This window comes from Hydrogenophaga sp. (assembly GCF_011772445.1).
Taxonomy (GTDB): domain Bacteria; phylum Pseudomonadota; class Gammaproteobacteria; order Burkholderiales; family Burkholderiaceae_C; genus Hydrogenophaga.
The window spans coordinates 130,960-147,474 of record NZ_WVZN01000003.1 but is presented as its reverse complement, the minus strand read 5'-3'; the positions used below and the strand labels follow the sequence as shown (position 1 = coordinate 147,474).

At 69.6% G+C, this 16,515-nt stretch carries 14 protein-coding genes; 11 read left to right on the top strand and 3 right to left on the bottom strand.

Annotation, left to right across the window (positions count from 1 at the left end; genetic code table 11):
• Positions 1-87: 87 nt before the first annotated feature.
• From yajC to GTO19_RS01085, 4 genes are all read left to right on the top strand, one after another.
• Positions 88-405 (top strand): preprotein translocase subunit YajC, encoded by a 318-nt coding sequence (yajC, locus tag GTO19_RS01100; protein ID WP_291016842.1) that lies wholly within the window; start codon positions 88-90, stop codon positions 403-405.
• A 127-nt stretch (positions 406-532) separates the two neighbouring features.
• Complete coding sequence (gene secD / locus GTO19_RS01095) at positions 533-2,416, top strand: protein translocase subunit SecD (protein ID WP_291016839.1); 1,884 nt, start codon at positions 533-535, stop codon at positions 2,414-2,416.
• A gap of 20 nt (positions 2,417-2,436) precedes the next feature.
• On the top strand, positions 2,437-3,387 hold the full coding sequence (gene secF / locus GTO19_RS01090; RefSeq protein ID WP_291016836.1) for a protein translocase subunit SecF: 951 nt from the start codon (positions 2,437-2,439) through the stop codon (positions 3,385-3,387).
• A gap of 95 nt (positions 3,388-3,482) precedes the next feature.
• Positions 3,483-5,909 carry a DUF1631 family protein gene (locus GTO19_RS01085; RefSeq protein ID WP_291016833.1) on the top strand — a complete coding sequence of 809 codons (2,427 nt, stop codon included), beginning with the start codon at positions 3,483-3,485 and terminating at the stop codon, positions 5,907-5,909.
• A gap of 22 nt (positions 5,910-5,931) precedes the next feature.
• Here GTO19_RS01085 and dprA read toward each other — a convergent pair whose 3' ends face one another.
• Positions 5,932-7,038 carry a DNA-processing protein DprA gene (gene dprA, locus GTO19_RS01080; RefSeq protein ID WP_291016832.1) on the bottom strand — a complete coding sequence of 369 codons (1,107 nt, stop codon included), beginning with the start codon at positions 7,036-7,038 and terminating at the stop codon, positions 5,932-5,934.
• Positions 7,039-7,043: 5 nt separating this feature from the next.
• Positions 7,044-8,273, bottom strand: coding sequence for a LysM domain-containing protein (locus tag GTO19_RS01075; RefSeq protein ID WP_291016828.1), 1,230 nt, complete (start codon positions 8,271-8,273; stop codon positions 7,044-7,046).
• A gap of 273 nt (positions 8,274-8,546) precedes the next feature.
• Between GTO19_RS01075 and def the strand changes: the two genes are divergently transcribed.
• From def to GTO19_RS01050, 5 genes are read left to right on the top strand one after another with little or no spacing between them, the layout of a single operon-like run.
• Complete coding sequence (gene def, locus GTO19_RS01070; protein ID WP_291016826.1) at positions 8,547-9,068, top strand: peptide deformylase; 522 nt, start codon at positions 8,547-8,549, stop codon at positions 9,066-9,068.
• Complete coding sequence (locus tag GTO19_RS01065; protein ID WP_291016824.1) at positions 9,065-9,559, top strand: hypothetical protein; 495 nt, start codon at positions 9,065-9,067, stop codon at positions 9,557-9,559. The genes def and GTO19_RS01065 overlap by 4 nt, the downstream gene beginning before the upstream one ends.
• Positions 9,560-9,595: 36 nt before the next feature.
• A complete protein-coding gene (gene fmt, locus GTO19_RS01060; RefSeq protein WP_291016821.1) occupies positions 9,596-10,564 on the top strand; it encodes a methionyl-tRNA formyltransferase in 969 nt (322 codons plus the stop codon).
• The gene (locus GTO19_RS01055) at positions 10,561-11,304 is read left to right on the top strand and encodes an AzlC family ABC transporter permease (RefSeq protein ID WP_291016818.1); all 744 of its coding nucleotides are present in this window, start codon (positions 10,561-10,563) and stop codon (positions 11,302-11,304) included. The genes fmt and GTO19_RS01055 overlap by 4 nt, the downstream gene beginning before the upstream one ends.
• The gene (locus tag GTO19_RS01050) at positions 11,297-11,632 is read left to right on the top strand and encodes an AzlD domain-containing protein (protein ID WP_291016815.1); all 336 of its coding nucleotides are present in this window, start codon (positions 11,297-11,299) and stop codon (positions 11,630-11,632) included. Before GTO19_RS01055 ends, GTO19_RS01050 begins: the two co-directional genes overlap by 8 nt.
• Before the next feature lie 24 nt (positions 11,633-11,656).
• On the opposite strand, the gene GTO19_RS01045 is transcribed toward GTO19_RS01050, so the two are convergent.
• Complete coding sequence (locus GTO19_RS01045; RefSeq protein ID WP_291016812.1) at positions 11,657-14,323, bottom strand: sulfatase-like hydrolase/transferase; 2,667 nt, start codon at positions 14,321-14,323, stop codon at positions 11,657-11,659.
• A gap of 111 nt (positions 14,324-14,434) precedes the next feature.
• Between GTO19_RS01045 and GTO19_RS01040 the strand changes: the two genes are divergently transcribed.
• Together GTO19_RS01040 and GTO19_RS01035 are read left to right on the top strand one after the other, a co-directional pair.
• Positions 14,435-15,148 carry a response regulator gene (locus GTO19_RS01040; RefSeq protein WP_291016810.1) on the top strand — a complete coding sequence of 238 codons (714 nt, stop codon included), beginning with the start codon at positions 14,435-14,437 and terminating at the stop codon, positions 15,146-15,148.
• On the top strand, positions 15,148-16,479 hold the full coding sequence (locus GTO19_RS01035; RefSeq protein WP_291016807.1) for a histidine kinase dimerization/phospho-acceptor domain-containing protein: 1,332 nt from the start codon (positions 15,148-15,150) through the stop codon (positions 16,477-16,479). The genes GTO19_RS01040 and GTO19_RS01035 overlap by 1 nt, the downstream gene beginning before the upstream one ends.
• Positions 16,480-16,515: the final 36 nt, after the last annotated feature.

The window sequence follows — 16,515 nt, the reverse complement described above, 5'->3', positions numbered from 1 at the left end:
TGCCCCTGGGGACGATCCTGGCGGAACGGGTTCTGTCAAGGGGGCGGCATACAATCGCCGGTTGTTTTGAACCCGCTGGAGACGCACGTGTTGATTTCCCCCGCCTACGCCCAGGCCGCCACTGGCGGCACCGAGTCCACCCTGCTGGGCATGCTGCCGCTGGTGCTGATGTTCGTGGTGCTGTATTTCGTGATGATTCGCCCGCAGCTCAAGCGCCAGAAGGAGCACAAGGCCATGATCGAAGCGGTGGCCAAGGGCGACGAGATCGTGACCGCCGGCGGCTTCCTCGGCAAGGTCTCCAAGATCGGCGACACCTACATCGGCGTGGAACTTGCCGACGGCCTGGAAGTCCAGATGCAGCGCACCGCTGTCGTGCAGGTGCTGCCCAAAGGCACGATCAAGTAAGGATCACCCCCGCACGGGCCGGCGTATGCCGGCCCGTTCCCCCCTTCGGGGGCAACGCGCACGGACCGGCGGAGCCGGATCCGTCGCGTTCTGGATTCCAAAGACCCTCGCGCGCCGAGTACCCGCCATGAACCGATACCCGCTGTGGAAGTACGCGATCATCGTGATCGCCCTGTTGGTCGGCGCCATCTACGCCCTGCCCAACTTGTTCGGTGAGGCGCCGGCGGTGCAGGTGTCGGCCGCCAAGGCCACGGTCCGGGTGGACACCGGCACGGTCACCCGTGTGGAGCAGGCACTGTCGGGCGCATCCATCGCGCCCAGCGCGCTCTCGCTCGAAGGCGGCTCGGTGCGCGCACGCTTCGAGGACACCGACACCCAGCTCAAGGCGCGCGACGCGATCGACCGCGCGCTCAACACCGACCCGAGCGACCCCAGCCACGTGGTGGCCCTGAACCTGGTGCCGCGCACGCCGAACTGGCTGTCGGCCCTGCACGCCCGCCCCATGTATCTGGGCCTGGACCTTCGCGGCGGCGTGCACTTCATGCTGCAGGTCGACATGAAGGCTGCGCTGGAGCGCCGCGCCGACGTGCTGGCCACCGACCTGCGCAATGCCCTGCGCGAGAAGAACATCCGGCACGGCGGCATCGTGCGCAACGGCCAGACGATCGAGCTGCGCGTGCGCGATCAGGCCGCCCGCAACGCGGTGTTCGATCTGGTCCAGGCGCAGTTCACCGAGCTGGTGCTGGCCGAAACCACCGAGGGCGGCGACACGCGCATCACTGCCACGATCCGCCCCGAGGCCGCGCGCGCCGTGCAGGACCAGGCGCTGAAGCAGAACATCACCACCCTGCACAACCGCATCAACGAACTCGGCGTGGCCGAACCCGTGATCCAGCAGCAGGGCGCCGATCGCATCGTCGTGCAACTGCCTGGTGTGCAGGACACGGCCAAGGCCAAGGACATCCTGGGCCGCACCGCCACGCTGCAGGTGCGCCTGGTCGACGAAAGCGCGGAGGGCCTGGCCGCCGAACGCGGTGTCGGTGCGGTGCCCTTCGGTTCCGAGCGCTACCTGGAGCGCGGCGGCCGCGCCATCATCGTCAAGCGCGAGGTGCTGCTCACCGGCGAGAACCTCACCGACGCGCAGGCCGGCTTCGACGGCCAGACGCAGGAACCGGCCGTGCACCTCACGCTCGACGGCAAGGGCTCGCGCATCTTCCGCGACGTCACGCGCGAGAACGTGGGCAAGCGCATGGCCATCATCCTGTTCGAGAAGGGCAAGGGCGAGGTCGTGACGGCACCCGTCATCCGCGGCGAGATCGGTGGCGGCCGAGTCCAGATCTCCGGTGCCATGACCACCACCGAGGCCAGCGACACTGCCCTGCTGCTGCGCGCGGGCTCGCTTGCCGCGCCGATGGAGATCATCGAAGAGCGCACCATCGGCCCCAGCCTGGGCGCGGAAAACATCGCCAAGGGCTTCAACAGCGTGACCTGGGGCTTCGTGGTGGTGGCGCTGTTCATGTGCGTCTACTACGCGGTCTTCGGCATGTTCTCCGCCGTCGCGCTGGGCTTCAACGTGCTGCTGCTGGTGGCCGTCCTGTCCATGCTGCAGGCCACGCTCACCTTGCCTGGCATGGCCGCCATGGCGCTGGCGCTGGGCATGGCCATCGACGCCAACGTGCTCATCAACGAACGGGTGCGCGAGGAGCTGCGCCGCGGCGCCACGCCGCAGGCCGCCATCAACGCCGGCTATGACCGCGCCTGGGCCACCATCCTCGACTCCAATGTCACCTCGCTGATCGCGGGCCTGGCGCTGCTGCTGTTCGGCTCGGGGCCGGTGCGCGGCTTCGCCGTCGTGCACTGCCTGGGCATCGTGACCAGCATGTTCTCCGCGGTGTTCTTCTCGCGCGGCCTGGTGAATTTCTGGTACGGCCGCCAGAAGAAGCTCAAGTCCATCTCCGTCGGCACGGTGTGGCGCCCCGAGGGCGATGCCACCCCCGCCAAGGCCGACTGACCCCGCACCTGGAGCCCACGATGGAGTTCTTCCGCATCCGCCGCGACATCCCGTTCATGCGGCACGCGATCGTGCTGAACGCGATCTCGTTCATCACCTTTCTTCTTGCCGTCTTCTTCCTGGTGACGCGCGGCCTGCACCTGTCGGTGGAGTTCACCGGCGGCACCGTCGTCGAGGTTGCCTACGAGCAGCCGGCCGACCTGGGCGCCGTGCGGCGCGTGGTCGAGGACCTGGGCTACCTCGAGGTGCCGGTGCAGAACTTCGGCAGTTCGCGCGACGTGCTGTTGCGCTTGCCGGTGGTCCAGGGGCAGTCCTCGGGCCAGCAGGCCGAGGCGCTGTTCGCCGCGCTCAAGGCGCAGAACCCGGCGGTGGTGCTCAGCCGCACCGAGTTCGTGGGCCCGCAGGTGGGTGAAGAGCTCGTGCACAACGGCCTCATCGCGCTGGGCCTCGTGATTCTGGGCATCATCATTTACCTGTCCCTGCGCTTCGAATGGAAGTACGCGGTGTCGGCCATCGTCGCGAACCTGCACGACGTGGTCATCATCCTGGGCTTCTTCGCCTTCTTCCAGTGGGAGTTCTCGCTGGCCGTGCTGGCGGCCACCCTCGCGGTGCTGGGCTACTCGGTCAACGAATCGGTGGTGATCTTCGACCGCATCCGCGAGACCTTCCGGCGCCAGCGCAAGATGACGCCCCAGCAAGTGATCGACCACGCGATCACCTCCACCATCAGCCGCACCATCATCACGCACGGCTCGACGCAGATCATGGTGCTGTCGATGCTGCTTTTTGGCGGCCCCACGCTCTTCTACTTCGCGCTGGCCCTGACCATCGGCATCCTGTTCGGCATCTACTCCTCGGTGTTCGTGGCGGCGGCCATGGCCCTGTGGCTCGGCGTCAAGCGCGAGGACCTGATCAAGCCGACCAAGACGGAAGGCGATCCGGACGATCCGAACGCCGGTGCCGTCGTGTAGTCCGTGGCGTCCTTGCCATACCAGGGCCGCTCAACGGCGGCGTCCAGGGGTCTCGCGGGCATGGATCGTGGGGTCTTCGTGTCATACTGAAACACATGGTGTCGCCGTCCCAACCGACCGGGTTTGCCCTTGCCCAGCAGGCGCGTGAGCGCCATGTGCTGCACGTGGGGCGGTCCCTGCCGGATCTGGCGAAGGCCATCGAACAGCGCCTCACCACCCTGCTTGACCAGCCCGGCACCTCGGTCGACGTGCAGGTGCGGCGCGACACCTGGGCGGCATTCAAGAAGCGGCAGTCGATGTGGATCGACGACTGCCGCACGGCCCTGAAGAAGCACCTCGCGGCACGCGCCGGGCTGACCGAGCCGGCCAGCCTCTCGGGCCAACTCGAGCTGGTGGCCGAGGGCGCCATCGACGACCAGATCCTGGCCTCGCGCATGGCGATGCGCGTGCTCGACAAGACTTCGTCCGAACTCAACGAACTGCGGTTGCGCGTGCAGTTCCTGGAGCGGCGCACCGAGCTTTCCAAAAGCGACATCCTGCTGCCCGACGTGCTGGCACGGCTGCTGGTGGAGCAGTGGAAATCCGCGGGGCTTGAGCGCGATGGCCTGGGCCTGGTGCAAGACCACATTGCGCCCATGCTGGGCGCGATCATGCTCGACGGCTACAAGGCCGCCAACGCGTACCTCGTCGCCAATGGCGTGATGGAAACGATCGACCTGCAGGCGCTGGTGCGTCGCAGCCCGTCCAGCACGAGCGGCGCGGTGCCCTCCACCCGGCCAGGCCCCGCCAGCGGCCCGACCACGGGCGGCGGTCTGCACACCCCGTTTCGCCGGGTGCAGGAACCTGGCCGCCCCGGTGCCAATGGGCCGGCGCCCGGCCAGTCGGGCAGTGGTGCAAACCCTTCGGGCATGGGCACCCCCGCCTCCGGCGGGCGGGGTGCTCAGCACAGCGGCTATCCCGGCTCTTCCGGCATGGGCGTGCAAGACGAAACGCGCATGCTCACGGGCACGTCTCCCCTCGCCCGCGCGCGCATGCGCGCGCAGGGGGTCGTGGGCCGCTTGCGGCGCATGCTGCTCGACCACGTCGGTCCCGAATTCGAAGCGACCGAGATCATTCCCCCATCGCCCGCGTTGCAGCAGGCCATGGCGCGTCAGGTTTCCTTCCCGAGCACCGGCTCCGGCCTCGGCGCGGCGCCCACCGGTGGTGGCGCGGTCTATGTCGATGCCGGCACGGTCGAGCGCACGGCGGTGGCCCTGCGCGAGCGCACCCAGGAACTCAAGCAGGCCGCGTCCACGCCCAGCGAGAAGGCCACCATCGAGGTGGTCGCGCTGATGTTCCAGGCCATCCTGGCCGAAGAGCGCATTCCGCCCAGCATCCGCGTGTGGTTCGCCCGCCTGCAGATTCCCGTGCTGCGCGTGGCCCTGGCCGAACCGGAGTTCTTCAGCGCGCTGCAGCACCCCGCGCGGCGGTTGATCGACCGCATGGGTTCGTGCGTGATGGGCTTCGAGTCCAACGTCGGCTCTGCCGCGCTGGAGGCCGAGATCAAGCGCGTGGTGCAGGTGATCGAGCAGTACCCCGAAACCGGGCGCCGCGTGTTCCAGCTCGTCTACGACGAGTTCCAGAAGTTCCTGTCCACCTACCTCAGCGAGCAGAGCAACGCCAGCCGCTTCGTGAGCGTGGCCCAGCAGGTCGAGCAGAAGGAAACGCTGTCGGTGCAGTACACCATCGAACTGCGCAAGCTGCTCGACGACGTGCCGGTGCGCGCCGAGGTGCGGGACTTCCTGTTCAAGGTCTGGGTCGACGTGCTGGCGGTGGCCAGCGTCAAGCACGGCATCAAGCACCCCGACACGCAGGCCCTCAAGCAGGCCGCGTCCGATCTGCTGTGGGCCGCGAGCGCCAAGCCCAGCCGCGACGACCGCGCGCGCGTCATCCAGCAACTGCCCGGCATCCTGCAGCGCTTGCGCCAGGGCATGGGCCTGCTGGGCTTTCCCCAGGGCCTGCAGGACCAGCACATCAAGTCGGTGAGCGACACGTTGGCCGATGCCTTCATGTCGCGCACCGAATCCATCGCCCAGAGCCAGCTCGACGCCCTGTCCAAGCGCCTGGCCAACCTCGAGGACTACCTGCCCGAAGGCGGTGTCGGCGACTTCGATCTCAACGCCGACAGCATCGAGCTGATCACGGGCGTGGACGCGAGCAACATCGAGGTCATCAACCAGGGCGGCAGCCAGCCCAACGAGGCCATGCGCGCCTGGGCCGTGGAGCTTCAGATCGGCTCGTGGTTCGGCCTCGACCACAATGGCAAGCTTGGCAGCGTGCAACTGGCGTGGCGCAGCCAGCATGGTCAGCTGTACCTGTTCGTGAGCAATGGCGGACGCTGCTACCTCATGCCGGCCACGCGGGTTGCCGCCTACCTGCAGGCCGGTCTGTTGGTGCCGAGCGAGGACGAAGCACTCACCGTGCGCGCCACGCGCGAGGCGCTCGCCAAGCTCGACGCCAACCCCGAGCGCCTTCTGGCCTGAGGACCGCCGTCGGCGGGGCGGCTCAGCCTTGCCCCACCCGCTGCAGCAGGCCGCCTGGCAGGCGCGCCACCAGGCCCTGCAATTCCAGTTCGAGCAGTTGCGCCTGCAAGGCGCTGGTGGGCAGGCCCGTGCGGGCTTGCAAGGCGTCCAGGTTCACGGGGTCGTGGCCCATCGCTTCGAGCAATTCGCCTTCCGGCCCGAGGGGCTGGGCCGCCGGCCCGCCATCGGTGCTCGAAGGTGCCGTGTCCGCCAGCCGAAGTTCTTCCAGCACGTCCTGCGCCGATTCCACGAGCTTGGCGCCCTGGCGGATCAGGGCATGACAGCCGCGTGACTGTGGCGAATGGATGGATCCCGGGATGGCGAAGACTTCCCGCCCTTGCTCGCTGGCCAGGCGAGCCGTGATCAGCGAGCCTGACTGCAGCGCCGCTTCGACCACCAGCGTGCCCATCGACAGGCCGGCGATCACGCGGTTGCGCTGCGGGAAGTTCTGCGCCAGTGGCGGCGTGCCCAGCGGGTACTCGCTGATCATGGCGCCGTGCGCCACGATGCGGTGAGCCAGATCGCGGTGGCGGCTGGGATACACGCGGTCCAGCCCGGTGCCCACCACGGCCAGCGTGAAGCCGCCTGCGCGCAGCGCGCCCTCGTGTGCGGCGCCGTCGACACCCAGCGCGAGGCCCGAGACGATGCACAGACCGGAGGCGGCCAGCGAATGAGCGAAGGCTTCGGCGTTCTGCGCGCCCTGCGGCGTGGGGTTGCGACTCCCGACAACGGCCAGCCGCTGCGGCTGCGACAGCGCCTCCAGGCGGCCATGAACGAACAGCATCAGCGGCGGATCGGCCGTGTCCAGCAAGCTAGCCGGGTAGCGCGGGTCCGCGAGGGTGAGCACGTGCCGCGCGTTGTCCTGCGCCAGCCAGCGCTCGTGGGCATTCAGCGCCGCATCGAAGCCTTCTGGCGGCTGCGCCATGGCCTTGGCCAGTGAGGGCTCCACCACGCCGTCCCAGCTGTCGGGCGCTCGGGCCCAGATCGCCTCGGGCAGTCCGAAGGCGGCCAGCAACTGTCGGGCCGTGCTTCGGCCCAGACCCGGCGTCAGGAGCAGCCGCAGCCAGGCGGCCAGCTCGTCACGCGGCATCGGGGTCAGGGATTGAGAAAGCGGTCGCCCACCTGCACGCCGTCGGCGATCTCGAGCACGATGGCGTAGGAGACGCGGTCGAAGGTGCGGAACACCATCATGAGGCCGTTGCGTTCGCCGGGCAGGCGCATGTCGGGACGCGCGCTGTCGGTGGTGTCCTTGACGATGTTGCTCTCGCGCAGCAGGGCCAGCACGTGTCCAGGCTCGATGCCGTTCTGTTTGCCGCGGTTGATGGTGACGACCATGTTCTGTGCGGCGTAGTTCACGGCGTTGCCATACACCGAAACGATCTGGCCGGACTGCGGGCTCTGCGGCGCACGCGGCACGAAGTTGAGGAATTCGCGCGGCGGCTCGGGCAGCAATCGGTCGCCCACGCGCATTTCTTCCTTCGCGGCGGTGATGTCGATGCCGGCCGGCACGATTTCTTCGACCTTCTGACCCTTGGCATCGAGGCCTTCGCGGCGGCGCTCGTTGGAGACCACGTTGGCCTTGCCCACGTACTGCGCTTCGAAGCCCAGGATTTCGTTCGTGGTGGGGTCGCGCAATGGCGTGGCGTTGCGGAACACGCGGTAGCCGATGGAACGCCCGTCCACCACGGCCAGCGGTTGGGCATCAGGGTGATCGCCGGAGATCGAGCGCGCGTACGCGCGGTCACCGCGACTGAGCAGCACGCGGTTCTCTTGCGTGGCCACGATGCGGGGCGCGCGGTTGATGGCGTTCTCGTCAACGATCAGCGCCTCGGTCAGGAAGGACTCGATGGTCTGCAGCGAGATCGGCGGGATCGCGGTGTCGGACAAGGACTCGTAGCGCGTGCGCGGGGACACCTTGACGGTGCCGGGCTCGCCACCCGGCCCACGCGTGCTGAGCGTGGCGCGGCCGTTGGCCTTGATGAGGTACAGCGTCTGACCCGGGTAGATCCGGTGGGGGTTCTTGATGTCGTCGAGGTTCATGCCCCACAGCTCGGGCCAGCGCCACTGGCTTCGCAGGAAGATGCCCGAGATGGCCCACAGCGTGTCGCCGCTCTTGACGGTGTAGCTGTCGGGGGCGTTGGGGGCGAGTTCGGAGAGCGGCACGCCGGTCTGGGCGACCTGGTTGGCGGTGGCGCGCTGGCCGGGGGTGACGGGGTAGCGCTGTTCGGCCGGAATGACCGTACTTTGCGCAAAGGCCGCCTGTGCGGCGCAGGCCAGGCCGACGGCGCTGGCGATGGTGGAGATCAGGCGGGTGTTCGATCGCATGTTCGGGGGCCCCTGGGCGGCTGCCGTCGGCCGGTGCGATGACGCCGTGTGAGCCGGCGTCTCGATCGTGGCCTGGGGCGCGCGAGTCTTGACAAAGCGCGTTGGATTCTGCGCGCAAGCCTTTGATTGCGCAATGTTTCTGGCAGCCCGCGATTTCGCGTCGTCGTGAAAGTGGCGAAAATAGCGACATCGGTTTCCGCCTGTCAGCGTGCCACTGCCTGCCGTCGCCCCTGGCCCCATCGGAGACCTCTTGCGATACTGCTTCAACGAGTCATGAGCGCCCTCGATACCCTGCCGATACTGCATTACCCCGACCCCCGCCTGCACACCGTGGCCAAGCCCGTGGCGGCGGTGGACGAGCGCATCCGCGCGCTCATTCCGCGCATGCTGGCCACCATGTACGAGGCCAATGGCATCGGCCTGGCCGCGACGCAGGTCGACGTGCACGAGCGGCTCATCGTCATCGACGTGAGCGAGTCGCGCGACAAGCCGATGGTGCTGATCAACCCGGTGATCGAATGGGCCAGCCCGGAGACGCGCAAGGGCGAAGAAGGTTGCCTGTCGGTGCCCGGCATCTATGACGGCGTGGAGCGCTCGGTGGCGGTGCGCGTGCGCGCGCTCGATGGCGAGGGCGTGGAACGCACCATCGAGGCCGAGGGCATGCTGGCCGTGTGCATCCAGCACGAGATGGACCACCTCATGGGCAAGGTCTTTGTGGAGTACCTTTCCCCGCTCAAGCGCAACCGGATCAAATCCAAACTCGTGAAAGCCCAACGGGAAGCCCTGCGCGCATGAAGCCTGCCACCGCCCTTCGCTGCCTCTGTCTGCTGGCCCTCGTGTGGCTGACGGGGTGCGCGGGCATGCCCGAACGGCTGGAACCCGGCACCTCGCGCGCGCAGGTGATCGATCGGCTGGGGCCGCCCAGTGCGGAGTACGCGTTGACGGACGGCGCGCGCCTGCAGTACTCGCGCCAGCCGCTGGGCCGTCAGGTCTACAACCTCGACTTCGACGCCGAAGGCCGTCTGCGCCGCGTGGTGCAGGTGCTCGACATCAACTGGATGCTGAAGAACATCGCGATCGACCGTTGGACGCGCGACGATGTGCTGCGCCACATGGGCCGGCCCGCGCTGGTCGAACGCGTCGCGCGTTTCGACGGCGACATCTGGACCTACCGCTTCTCCGAGAACAACAACGACCGGCTCGCGCACGTGCACATCGACCGCGCCGGTGTGGTGCGCCAGCTCATCTTCCTGGATGAGCACATCCCGCCTTCCGATCGCCTCTGACCCCTGGCCGGCCTTCCCGGTCCGGCCCGTCCCCAGATGAAACTCATCTTCGCCGGCACGCCGGCCTTCGCGCGTGTCGCGCTGGAACGCCTGCTGGCCGCAGGCTTCGACGTTCCCCTGGTGCTCACGCAGCCCGACCGGCCTGCCGGGCGCGGCATGAAGCTGCAGGCCTCGCCGGTGAAGGCGCTCGCACTGGAGCGCGGCATCGCGGTCTCGCAGCCGCGCGGTCTTCGGCTGGATGGCAGGTACGCCGATGACGCCGCTGCCGCGCGCCAGGCCATCGACGCCGTGCGCGCCGATGCGATGGTGGTGGCCGCCTACGGCCTGATCCTGCCGCGCTGGGTGCTCGACGCGCCGCGGCTCGGCTGCCTCAACATCCACGCCTCGCTGCTGCCGCGCTGGCGCGGCGCCGCGCCCATCCACCGGGCGATCGAGGCGGGCGACACGGAAACCGGCGTGACCATCATGCAGATGGACGAGGGTCTGGACACCGGCGACATGCTGCTGCGCGAGCGCATCGCCATCCGCGAGAACGACACCACCGGCAGCCTGCACGACCGCCTGGCCGTGCTCGGCGGGCGGCTCATCGTCGAGGCGCTGGAGATCGCGGCCTGCGGTGGGCTGCGCGCCGAGCCGCAACCGCAGGAGGGAGTGACCTACGCGCACAAGATCGAGAAGGCCGAGGCCGTGATCGACTGGACGCAGCCGGCCACCGCGATCGCGCGGCGCGTGCGCGCCTTCGACCCCTTTCCCGGCGCGCACACCACCCACGCGGGCGAGGCGATCAAGGTCTGGGCGGCCGAGCCCCTGGCCGAACCCCGTGCCGGAAAGGGCCGCGCTGGCGAGGTGCTGGCGATCGGGCCCGAGGGCATCACCGTGGCCTGCGGCGAGGGCGCGCTGCGACTGACGGCCTTGCAGCGGGCAGGCGGCAAGCGCCTGCCGGCGGCCGATTTCCTGCGCGGCTTCGCGCTCGCGACCGGCGAGGTGCTGGGGGGCGGCGCGTGATCCTCTTCCTCAAGCGCGAGCACCGCGCGCACCCCGAGTACTTCGAGGGCATCCGCGACCAGTTCTCCGTCGCCATGGGCATCGGTGCCTGGGGCCTCATGACCGGCGTGGCCATGGTGCAGTCGGGCCTGTCGCCGCTGGAGGCGGTGCTGATGACCCTGATCGTGTATGCCGGCAGCGCGCAGCTCGCGGCCATCCCCATGATGGCGGCGGGCGCGCCGCTGTGGGTGATCCTGGCGGCGGCCTTCTGTGTCAACCTGCGCTTCGTGGTGTTCTCGGCCCACCTGCGGCCCTACCTCATGCACCTGCCGCGCTGGGAGCGCCTGGCCAGCGGCTACGTCACCGGCGACCTGAGCTACGTGTTTTTTGCGCGCCGCTACCCGCACCCCAGCGACGACCCCGCCAAGCGCGCTGCACAGCAGGCCTATCTGATGGGCAATTGCGCCGTCAACTACGGCGCGTGGATGGGCACCAGCCTGCTGGGCGTGGCGCTGGCCAATGCCATTCCGCTGGCCTGGGGCCTGGGCTTCGCGGGCATCCTGGCGCTGCTGGGGGTGATGTGCTCGCTGGCGACCTCGCGGCTGCGCATGGTCTCCGCTGGCGTGGCAGGTGCCGCCGCCGTGGTGGCCTTCGCCTTGCCGCTCAAGCTCAACATCCTGGTGGCCATTGGCTGCGCGGTGGCCTTGTGCCTGCTGCTCGAGCCATTGCGTCCCACCCGTCAAGGGACCGGCCATGCTTGATCTCGACCCCTGGACGCTGCTGACCATCCTTGCCCTGGGCGTGGTCACGGTTGTCACGCGCGGCTTCTTCTTCCTGTCCGACAAGCCCTGGACGCTGCCGCATTGGGCGCAGCGCGGCCTGCAGTACGCGCCCATCGCCGCGCTGTCGGCCGTGGTCGTGCCCGAGGTCGTGATGAGCCAGGGCGCGCTCGTGAGCACCTGGCAGGACGCGCGACTCTATGGCGCGCTCGCGGGCGCGGCCTGGTTCTTCTGGCGGGGCGGCGTGCTGGGCACCATCGTGGCCGGCATGCTGGTGTACCTGCCGCTGCGCATCGGGCTGGGCTGGTAGGCCGCGCGGCGCCTCAGCGGTGGCTCAACGGTGCCACCGCTCCTGGTAGGCCCACTGCGCAAAGCGCGCGTGGGCCTGCGCCTTGTCGATCAGGTCCGCGTTGCCACCTGCGTGGTCGCGCAACTGTCCATCGCGGTAAGTCATCAGGCGCGCGGGCGCATCGGGCTGCAGCACCGCGACCTGCGTCTCGCCGCCGGGCGTGTCTTCCAGGTACGCCTGCGTCTTGTCGAACTGCAGGATCGCCCGGCCCGGCCGCCTGGCCTGCGCCGGATCGCTCAGGTCACGACCGATCAGCGGGTGCTCGCCGCTCAGGCCCATCAAGGAAATCAGCGTCGGCGCCAGGTCGATCTGGCTGGCCAGGGTGTGAATGCGCCGGGCCTCGGCGATCGGCCCGCCCACGATCAGCCCCGGGATGTGGAAGCGGTCGATGGGCACCAGCGAAGGACCGTACACGCGAGAGTTGTGATCGGCCACGATCAGGAACAGGGTGTTCTCCCAATAGGGGGAGCGCCGCGCCCGCTCGATGAAGCGGCCGAGCGCGTGGTCCGCGTACTTCACCGCGTTGTTCACTGTGCCCTTGGGCTGTTCGACCAGTTCGATGCCGTGATCGGGAAACTCGAAGGGCGCGTGGTTGGACGAGGTGAAGACCAGGGCGAAGAAGGGCTTGTCGGCGGGCTGTCGCTCGAAGGCCCGGTGCGCCACCTCGAACAGGTCGCCATCGGACGCGCCCCAGGTGCCGATGAAGGCGTCGGCGGGCATGTCCTTCTGCTCGACCACGCGGTCGAAACCGTTGCCCATGAAGAAGCTGCGCATGTTGTCGAAGTGGGACTCGCCGCCATAGAAGAAGGTCGACTCGTAGCCGTGCGGCTTGAGAAAGCTGGCCAGCGTGAAGAAGTCGCGCTGCGACTTGGCGAGCTTGACCGTGCTGACGGCCGAGGTGGGCGGAAAGCCCGCGGTCACCGCCTCGATGCCACGCACCGAGCGCGTGCCGGTGGCGTACAGGCGCTCGAACCACAGGCCCTCGCGCGCGAGGCGATCGAGGTTCGGCGTGAGCGGCAGCCCGCCGAGCGCACCCACGAACTCCGCGCCCAGGCTTTCCTCCAGCACGATCACCAGATTGAGTGGTCGCGCGCGCGGGTGCGCCGTGGCCTGCCAGTGCCGCGTGGGCAGGTCGTCGCGGGTGAAGGCGCTGTCGGGCAGGCCCGTCTCGCGGCGCACGCGCTCGATCACGTGCGCGCGCGGCAGCTCGGCATAGGTGATGCCGGCCTCGCTCTTGCGCGACTGGTAGATGGCGTACGCCACGGTGTAGAGCGAGTTGAGTGGCAACTCGTTGACGAGGTGGTCGCTGGTCAGCGCGGCGCTGGCCGGATTGGCCGCGCGGTGCCCGAGCGCGCCACGCCCCGCGACGGCCAGCGACACCAGCAGCAGCGCCGACCAGGCCAGCGCCTGCCACGCACGCGGCGGCGTGGGCGGCGTTCCCGCCCGGCTCAGGCGCGCGAAGGCCCAGGCCCCCAGGGGCAGCAACACAGCCGCGGCCAGCAGGTGCGCGGCGTGGTCCTTCAGCAGCGTGCCGCCCACTTCCTTCGTGTAGCCCAGGTACTCCACGAACAGGTAGTTGGGCCGGGCGTCGTACTGCGCCACGAAGGCCGGGGTGGCCAACTCCATGAATCCGATCAGCAGCAGCGCCAGGCCGCCATAGACGCGCAGGAAGGCCGTCCAGGCGTGCCAGGTGCGCCGGTGCAGCGCCATCCACGGTGTGAAGGCGGCCGGCAGCACCCAGATGAAGCCCAGCAGCACGCCGTCGAAGCGCAGGCCCTGCCCCAGCAGCAAAGCCCAGGCCCGCTCATGCGACACCCGATCGGCCTGCCAGACCGACAGGCCCAGGCGCGACAGCCACAACACCGCCAGCGTGCAGGCCATGGGCACCAGCAGCGGGCGCAGCAGGCGCAGGCCCTCGCGCCACCCGTGGCGCACCCGTGCAATGGCTGGGCCGTGCGAACCGGCCTGCGCCAGTCGCCAGCCCGCCAGCGACACCCCGGCGCAGATCAGCAGCGTCCACAGTGTGTGGCTGGGGTAATGCGCCCCCCGCAGCGTCTGCACCGCGCCCGCGAGCGCACCGACGCCCAGCGCGGCGGCCAGCCAGCGCAGGCCCGCCGTGCGCCGTCGCACGACACCGGCCGGTGGCGCCAACCAGGGCAGGCTCAGCGCCAGGAAGGCAAAGCCACTGCTTGCGTGACCGCCGGGGAAACAGCGCCCTGGCCCGCCATCGGCCTGGCCCCAGGCCCAGTGCGACACCCAGCGCGCGGTGCCGCCGAAGGCTTGCAGATCCCAGGGACAACTGGTGAGGCCGGTGTTCTTGATCAGGCTGACCGCGAGCAGCGACAGCGCGGCCAGCAGGGCCACGGTCATGCGCTCGCGCCGCGTCAGCGACGCGCGCGGCCACAGCGCCCAGCCGCACAGCAGCAGGAAGGCCAGCGCCATGGCCTGGCGCAGGCCGTCGTGCAGCGCGCGCGCCAGCAGCCACTGTTCGCGCAGCGCAAAGCCGTGCCCGGCACCGATGGCGCGCATCACGGCCATGTCCAGTCCGGACAGATCCCACAGCAAGGTCAGCACGAGCAGGCCGCACAGCCAGCGTTCGGGCAACGGGAAGGCGCGGCCCGCGGCCGTCGGTTCAAGGGACAGGGTCGACATGGCGTGGCACTGTCGGGCGCTGCCATTAGCTGATCCTTAAACCGCTTAATGCCCGGCTAAGGTGGCGCCCGATAATGGGCAGCCCCATCTCCAGGCTCCGAAGAACCCGACATGCGCGCACTCGTGGTGGAAGACGACCCCGGCATCGCCAGCGGGCTGGAGCAAGCCTTGCGACGCGCCGGCTATGCCGTGGACCTGTGCGCCACGCGTGACGCCGCCTGGCTCGCCCTGTCGGTCGAACCCTTCGACGTGCTGCTGCTGGACCTGGGGCTGCCCGACGGCGAGGGCCTGGACCTGCTGGCCCGGTTGCGCCAACAGCCCGCGCCCGCGGCTGGCCGCGAGACGCTGCCGCACAAGGACATGCCGGTGCTCATCATGACCGCGCGCGACGGGGTGAGCGACCGCATCGGCGGCCTGGACGGCGGTGCCGACGATTACCTCGTCAAACCCTTCGACGCCAACGAGCTGCTGGCGCGCTTGCGCGCCATGCTTCGCCGCGCGGGCGGTCGCAGCAACCCCCTCATCGAACACGGCGATCTGGTGATCGATCCCGCGGCCCACACCGTGCTGCGCGCCGGCCAGCCGGTGGTGCTGGGGGGCAAGGAGTTCGCGCTGCTGCTCACGCTCATGCAGGCGCGTCCGCAGGTGCTGTCCAGGACGCGGCTGGTGTCGGCACTCTACGGATTCGGCGAAGAACTGGAGAGCAACGCCATCGAGGTCCACATCCACCACCTGCGTCGCAAGCTCGGTGAGTCGCTGATCAAGACCGTGCGCGGCGTGGGCTATTTCATCGCGCGCGACCCGGCGACGGCGGACAAGCCGTGATGACGAGCCAGTCCCGGCCGCGCCTGCTGCGTCACTACCTGCTGCGCTGGACCCTGGGCGTGGTGCTGGTGATCTGGCTGGCCGTGGTGGCCCAGGCCTGGTCGACCGCCTTTCGCGAGGCGCGCAAGTTCTCCGATGGCCAGATGGTGGCCGTGGCGCGGCTGTGGCTGGCAGCCGCGCCCACGGGCGCGGTGCGGCCGTTGCCGCCCGAGGGCGCCGACCTGGCACACGAGTTCCTGCAGGACGTGGCCGTGCTGGCCTGGGAAGGCGGCCGCCTCGTCACCGACACGCACGGACTGGCACCCGGCCTGGACGCCAATGCCCTGCCGGCGTCGGGCTTCTCCACGGTCGAGGTGCGCACGCCCGGTCTGCCGGGATCGTGGCGGACCTTCTCTGTCGAGACCGGCGAGGGCGCCGCGCGGCGCCGCGTGGTGGTGTTGATGGACATGGGCCAGCGCCACGAACTCGGCAAGGACATTGCCGAGCACGTGGCGCAGCCTGCGCTGTTGTTGTTGCCCCTGGTGCTGCTGCTGCTGTGGTGGACCGTGCGCCGTGGCCTGCGCCCGCTCGACAAACTGTCGAGCGAGGTGGCCGCGCTCGACGGCTTCGCCGGCCAGCGTCTGGACACGGCGCGCCGCTTCAGCGAGTTCGCCAGCACCGTCACCGCCATCAACGCCCTGGTGGACACCCTGCAGGCGCGCGCGCAGCGCGAGCGCGAGTTCGCCTCCGACGTGGCGCACGAGTTGCGCACACCGCTGTCCGCGCTGGCGCTGCAGGCGCGCGCGGCGCAGCACGACGCCTCACCCGAGCGACTTGAACAACTGGAGCGCGAGTCGCTGCGCGCCGGACGCATCCTGCACCAGCTGCTGGACCTGGCGCGCGCGCAGCGAAAGCCCGCCAGCGACGACGACGAACCGGTCGCGCTGGGCGAGCTGGCGGCCAGGCTCGTGGCCGCGCACGCGCTGGCGGCGCACGAGAGCGGGCACGACATCTCGCTGCAGCAGCCCGATGAACCGGTGCGGGTGAAAGCCCAGCCCATGCTGCTGGAACTGGCCTTGCGCAACCTGATCGAGAACGCGCTGCGCCACACCCCGGCGGGCACGCAGGTGGTGGTCGCGGTGTGGCGCGAGGCGGGCGCGGTGGGCGTATCGGTCAGTGACGACGGCGGCGGGCCGGGCGGTGCGGCGGCGCGCCCCGCCGAATCGGGCGGCCTGGGGCTCGGCCTGCGTCTCGTTCAGCGCATCGCCGAGCAACTGGGCGCCCGTCTCGAATCCGGCCCCGCCGAGGCGCCCATGACCACGCGCTTCGGTTTGCGCTGGACCAGCGCCTAAGGTTCATCTAATCCGGGGCGCACACGCTCCCGGGGG

Excerpts from the sequence above, each read along its gene's own strand:
- secD (WP_291016839.1), top strand. The coding sequence starts at position 533 with ATGAACCGATACCCGCTGTGGAAGTACGCGATCATCGTGATCGCCCTG.
- secF (WP_291016836.1), top strand. The coding sequence starts at position 2,437 with ATGGAGTTCTTCCGCATCCGCCGCGACATCCCGTTCATGCGGCACGCG.
- GTO19_RS01085 (WP_291016833.1), top strand. The coding sequence starts at position 3,483 with ATGGTGTCGCCGTCCCAACCGACCGGGTTTGCCCTTGCCCAGCAGGCG.
- dprA (WP_291016832.1), bottom strand. The coding sequence starts at position 7,038 with ATGCCGCGTGACGAGCTGGCCGCCTGGCTGCGGCTGCTCCTGACGCCG.
- GTO19_RS01075 (WP_291016828.1), bottom strand. The coding sequence starts at position 8,273 with ATGCGATCGAACACCCGCCTGATCTCCACCATCGCCAGCGCCGTCGGC.
- def (WP_291016826.1), top strand. The coding sequence starts at position 8,547 with ATGAGCGCCCTCGATACCCTGCCGATACTGCATTACCCCGACCCCCGC.
- GTO19_RS01065 (WP_291016824.1), top strand. The coding sequence starts at position 9,065 with ATGAAGCCTGCCACCGCCCTTCGCTGCCTCTGTCTGCTGGCCCTCGTG.
- fmt (WP_291016821.1), top strand. The coding sequence starts at position 9,596 with ATGAAACTCATCTTCGCCGGCACGCCGGCCTTCGCGCGTGTCGCGCTG.
- GTO19_RS01050 (WP_291016815.1), top strand. The coding sequence starts at position 11,297 with ATGCTTGATCTCGACCCCTGGACGCTGCTGACCATCCTTGCCCTGGGC.
- GTO19_RS01045 (WP_291016812.1), bottom strand. The coding sequence starts at position 14,323 with ATGTCGACCCTGTCCCTTGAACCGACGGCCGCGGGCCGCGCCTTCCCG.
- GTO19_RS01040 (WP_291016810.1), top strand. The coding sequence starts at position 14,435 with ATGCGCGCACTCGTGGTGGAAGACGACCCCGGCATCGCCAGCGGGCTG.
- GTO19_RS01035 (WP_291016807.1), top strand. The coding sequence starts at position 15,148 with ATGACGAGCCAGTCCCGGCCGCGCCTGCTGCGTCACTACCTGCTGCGC.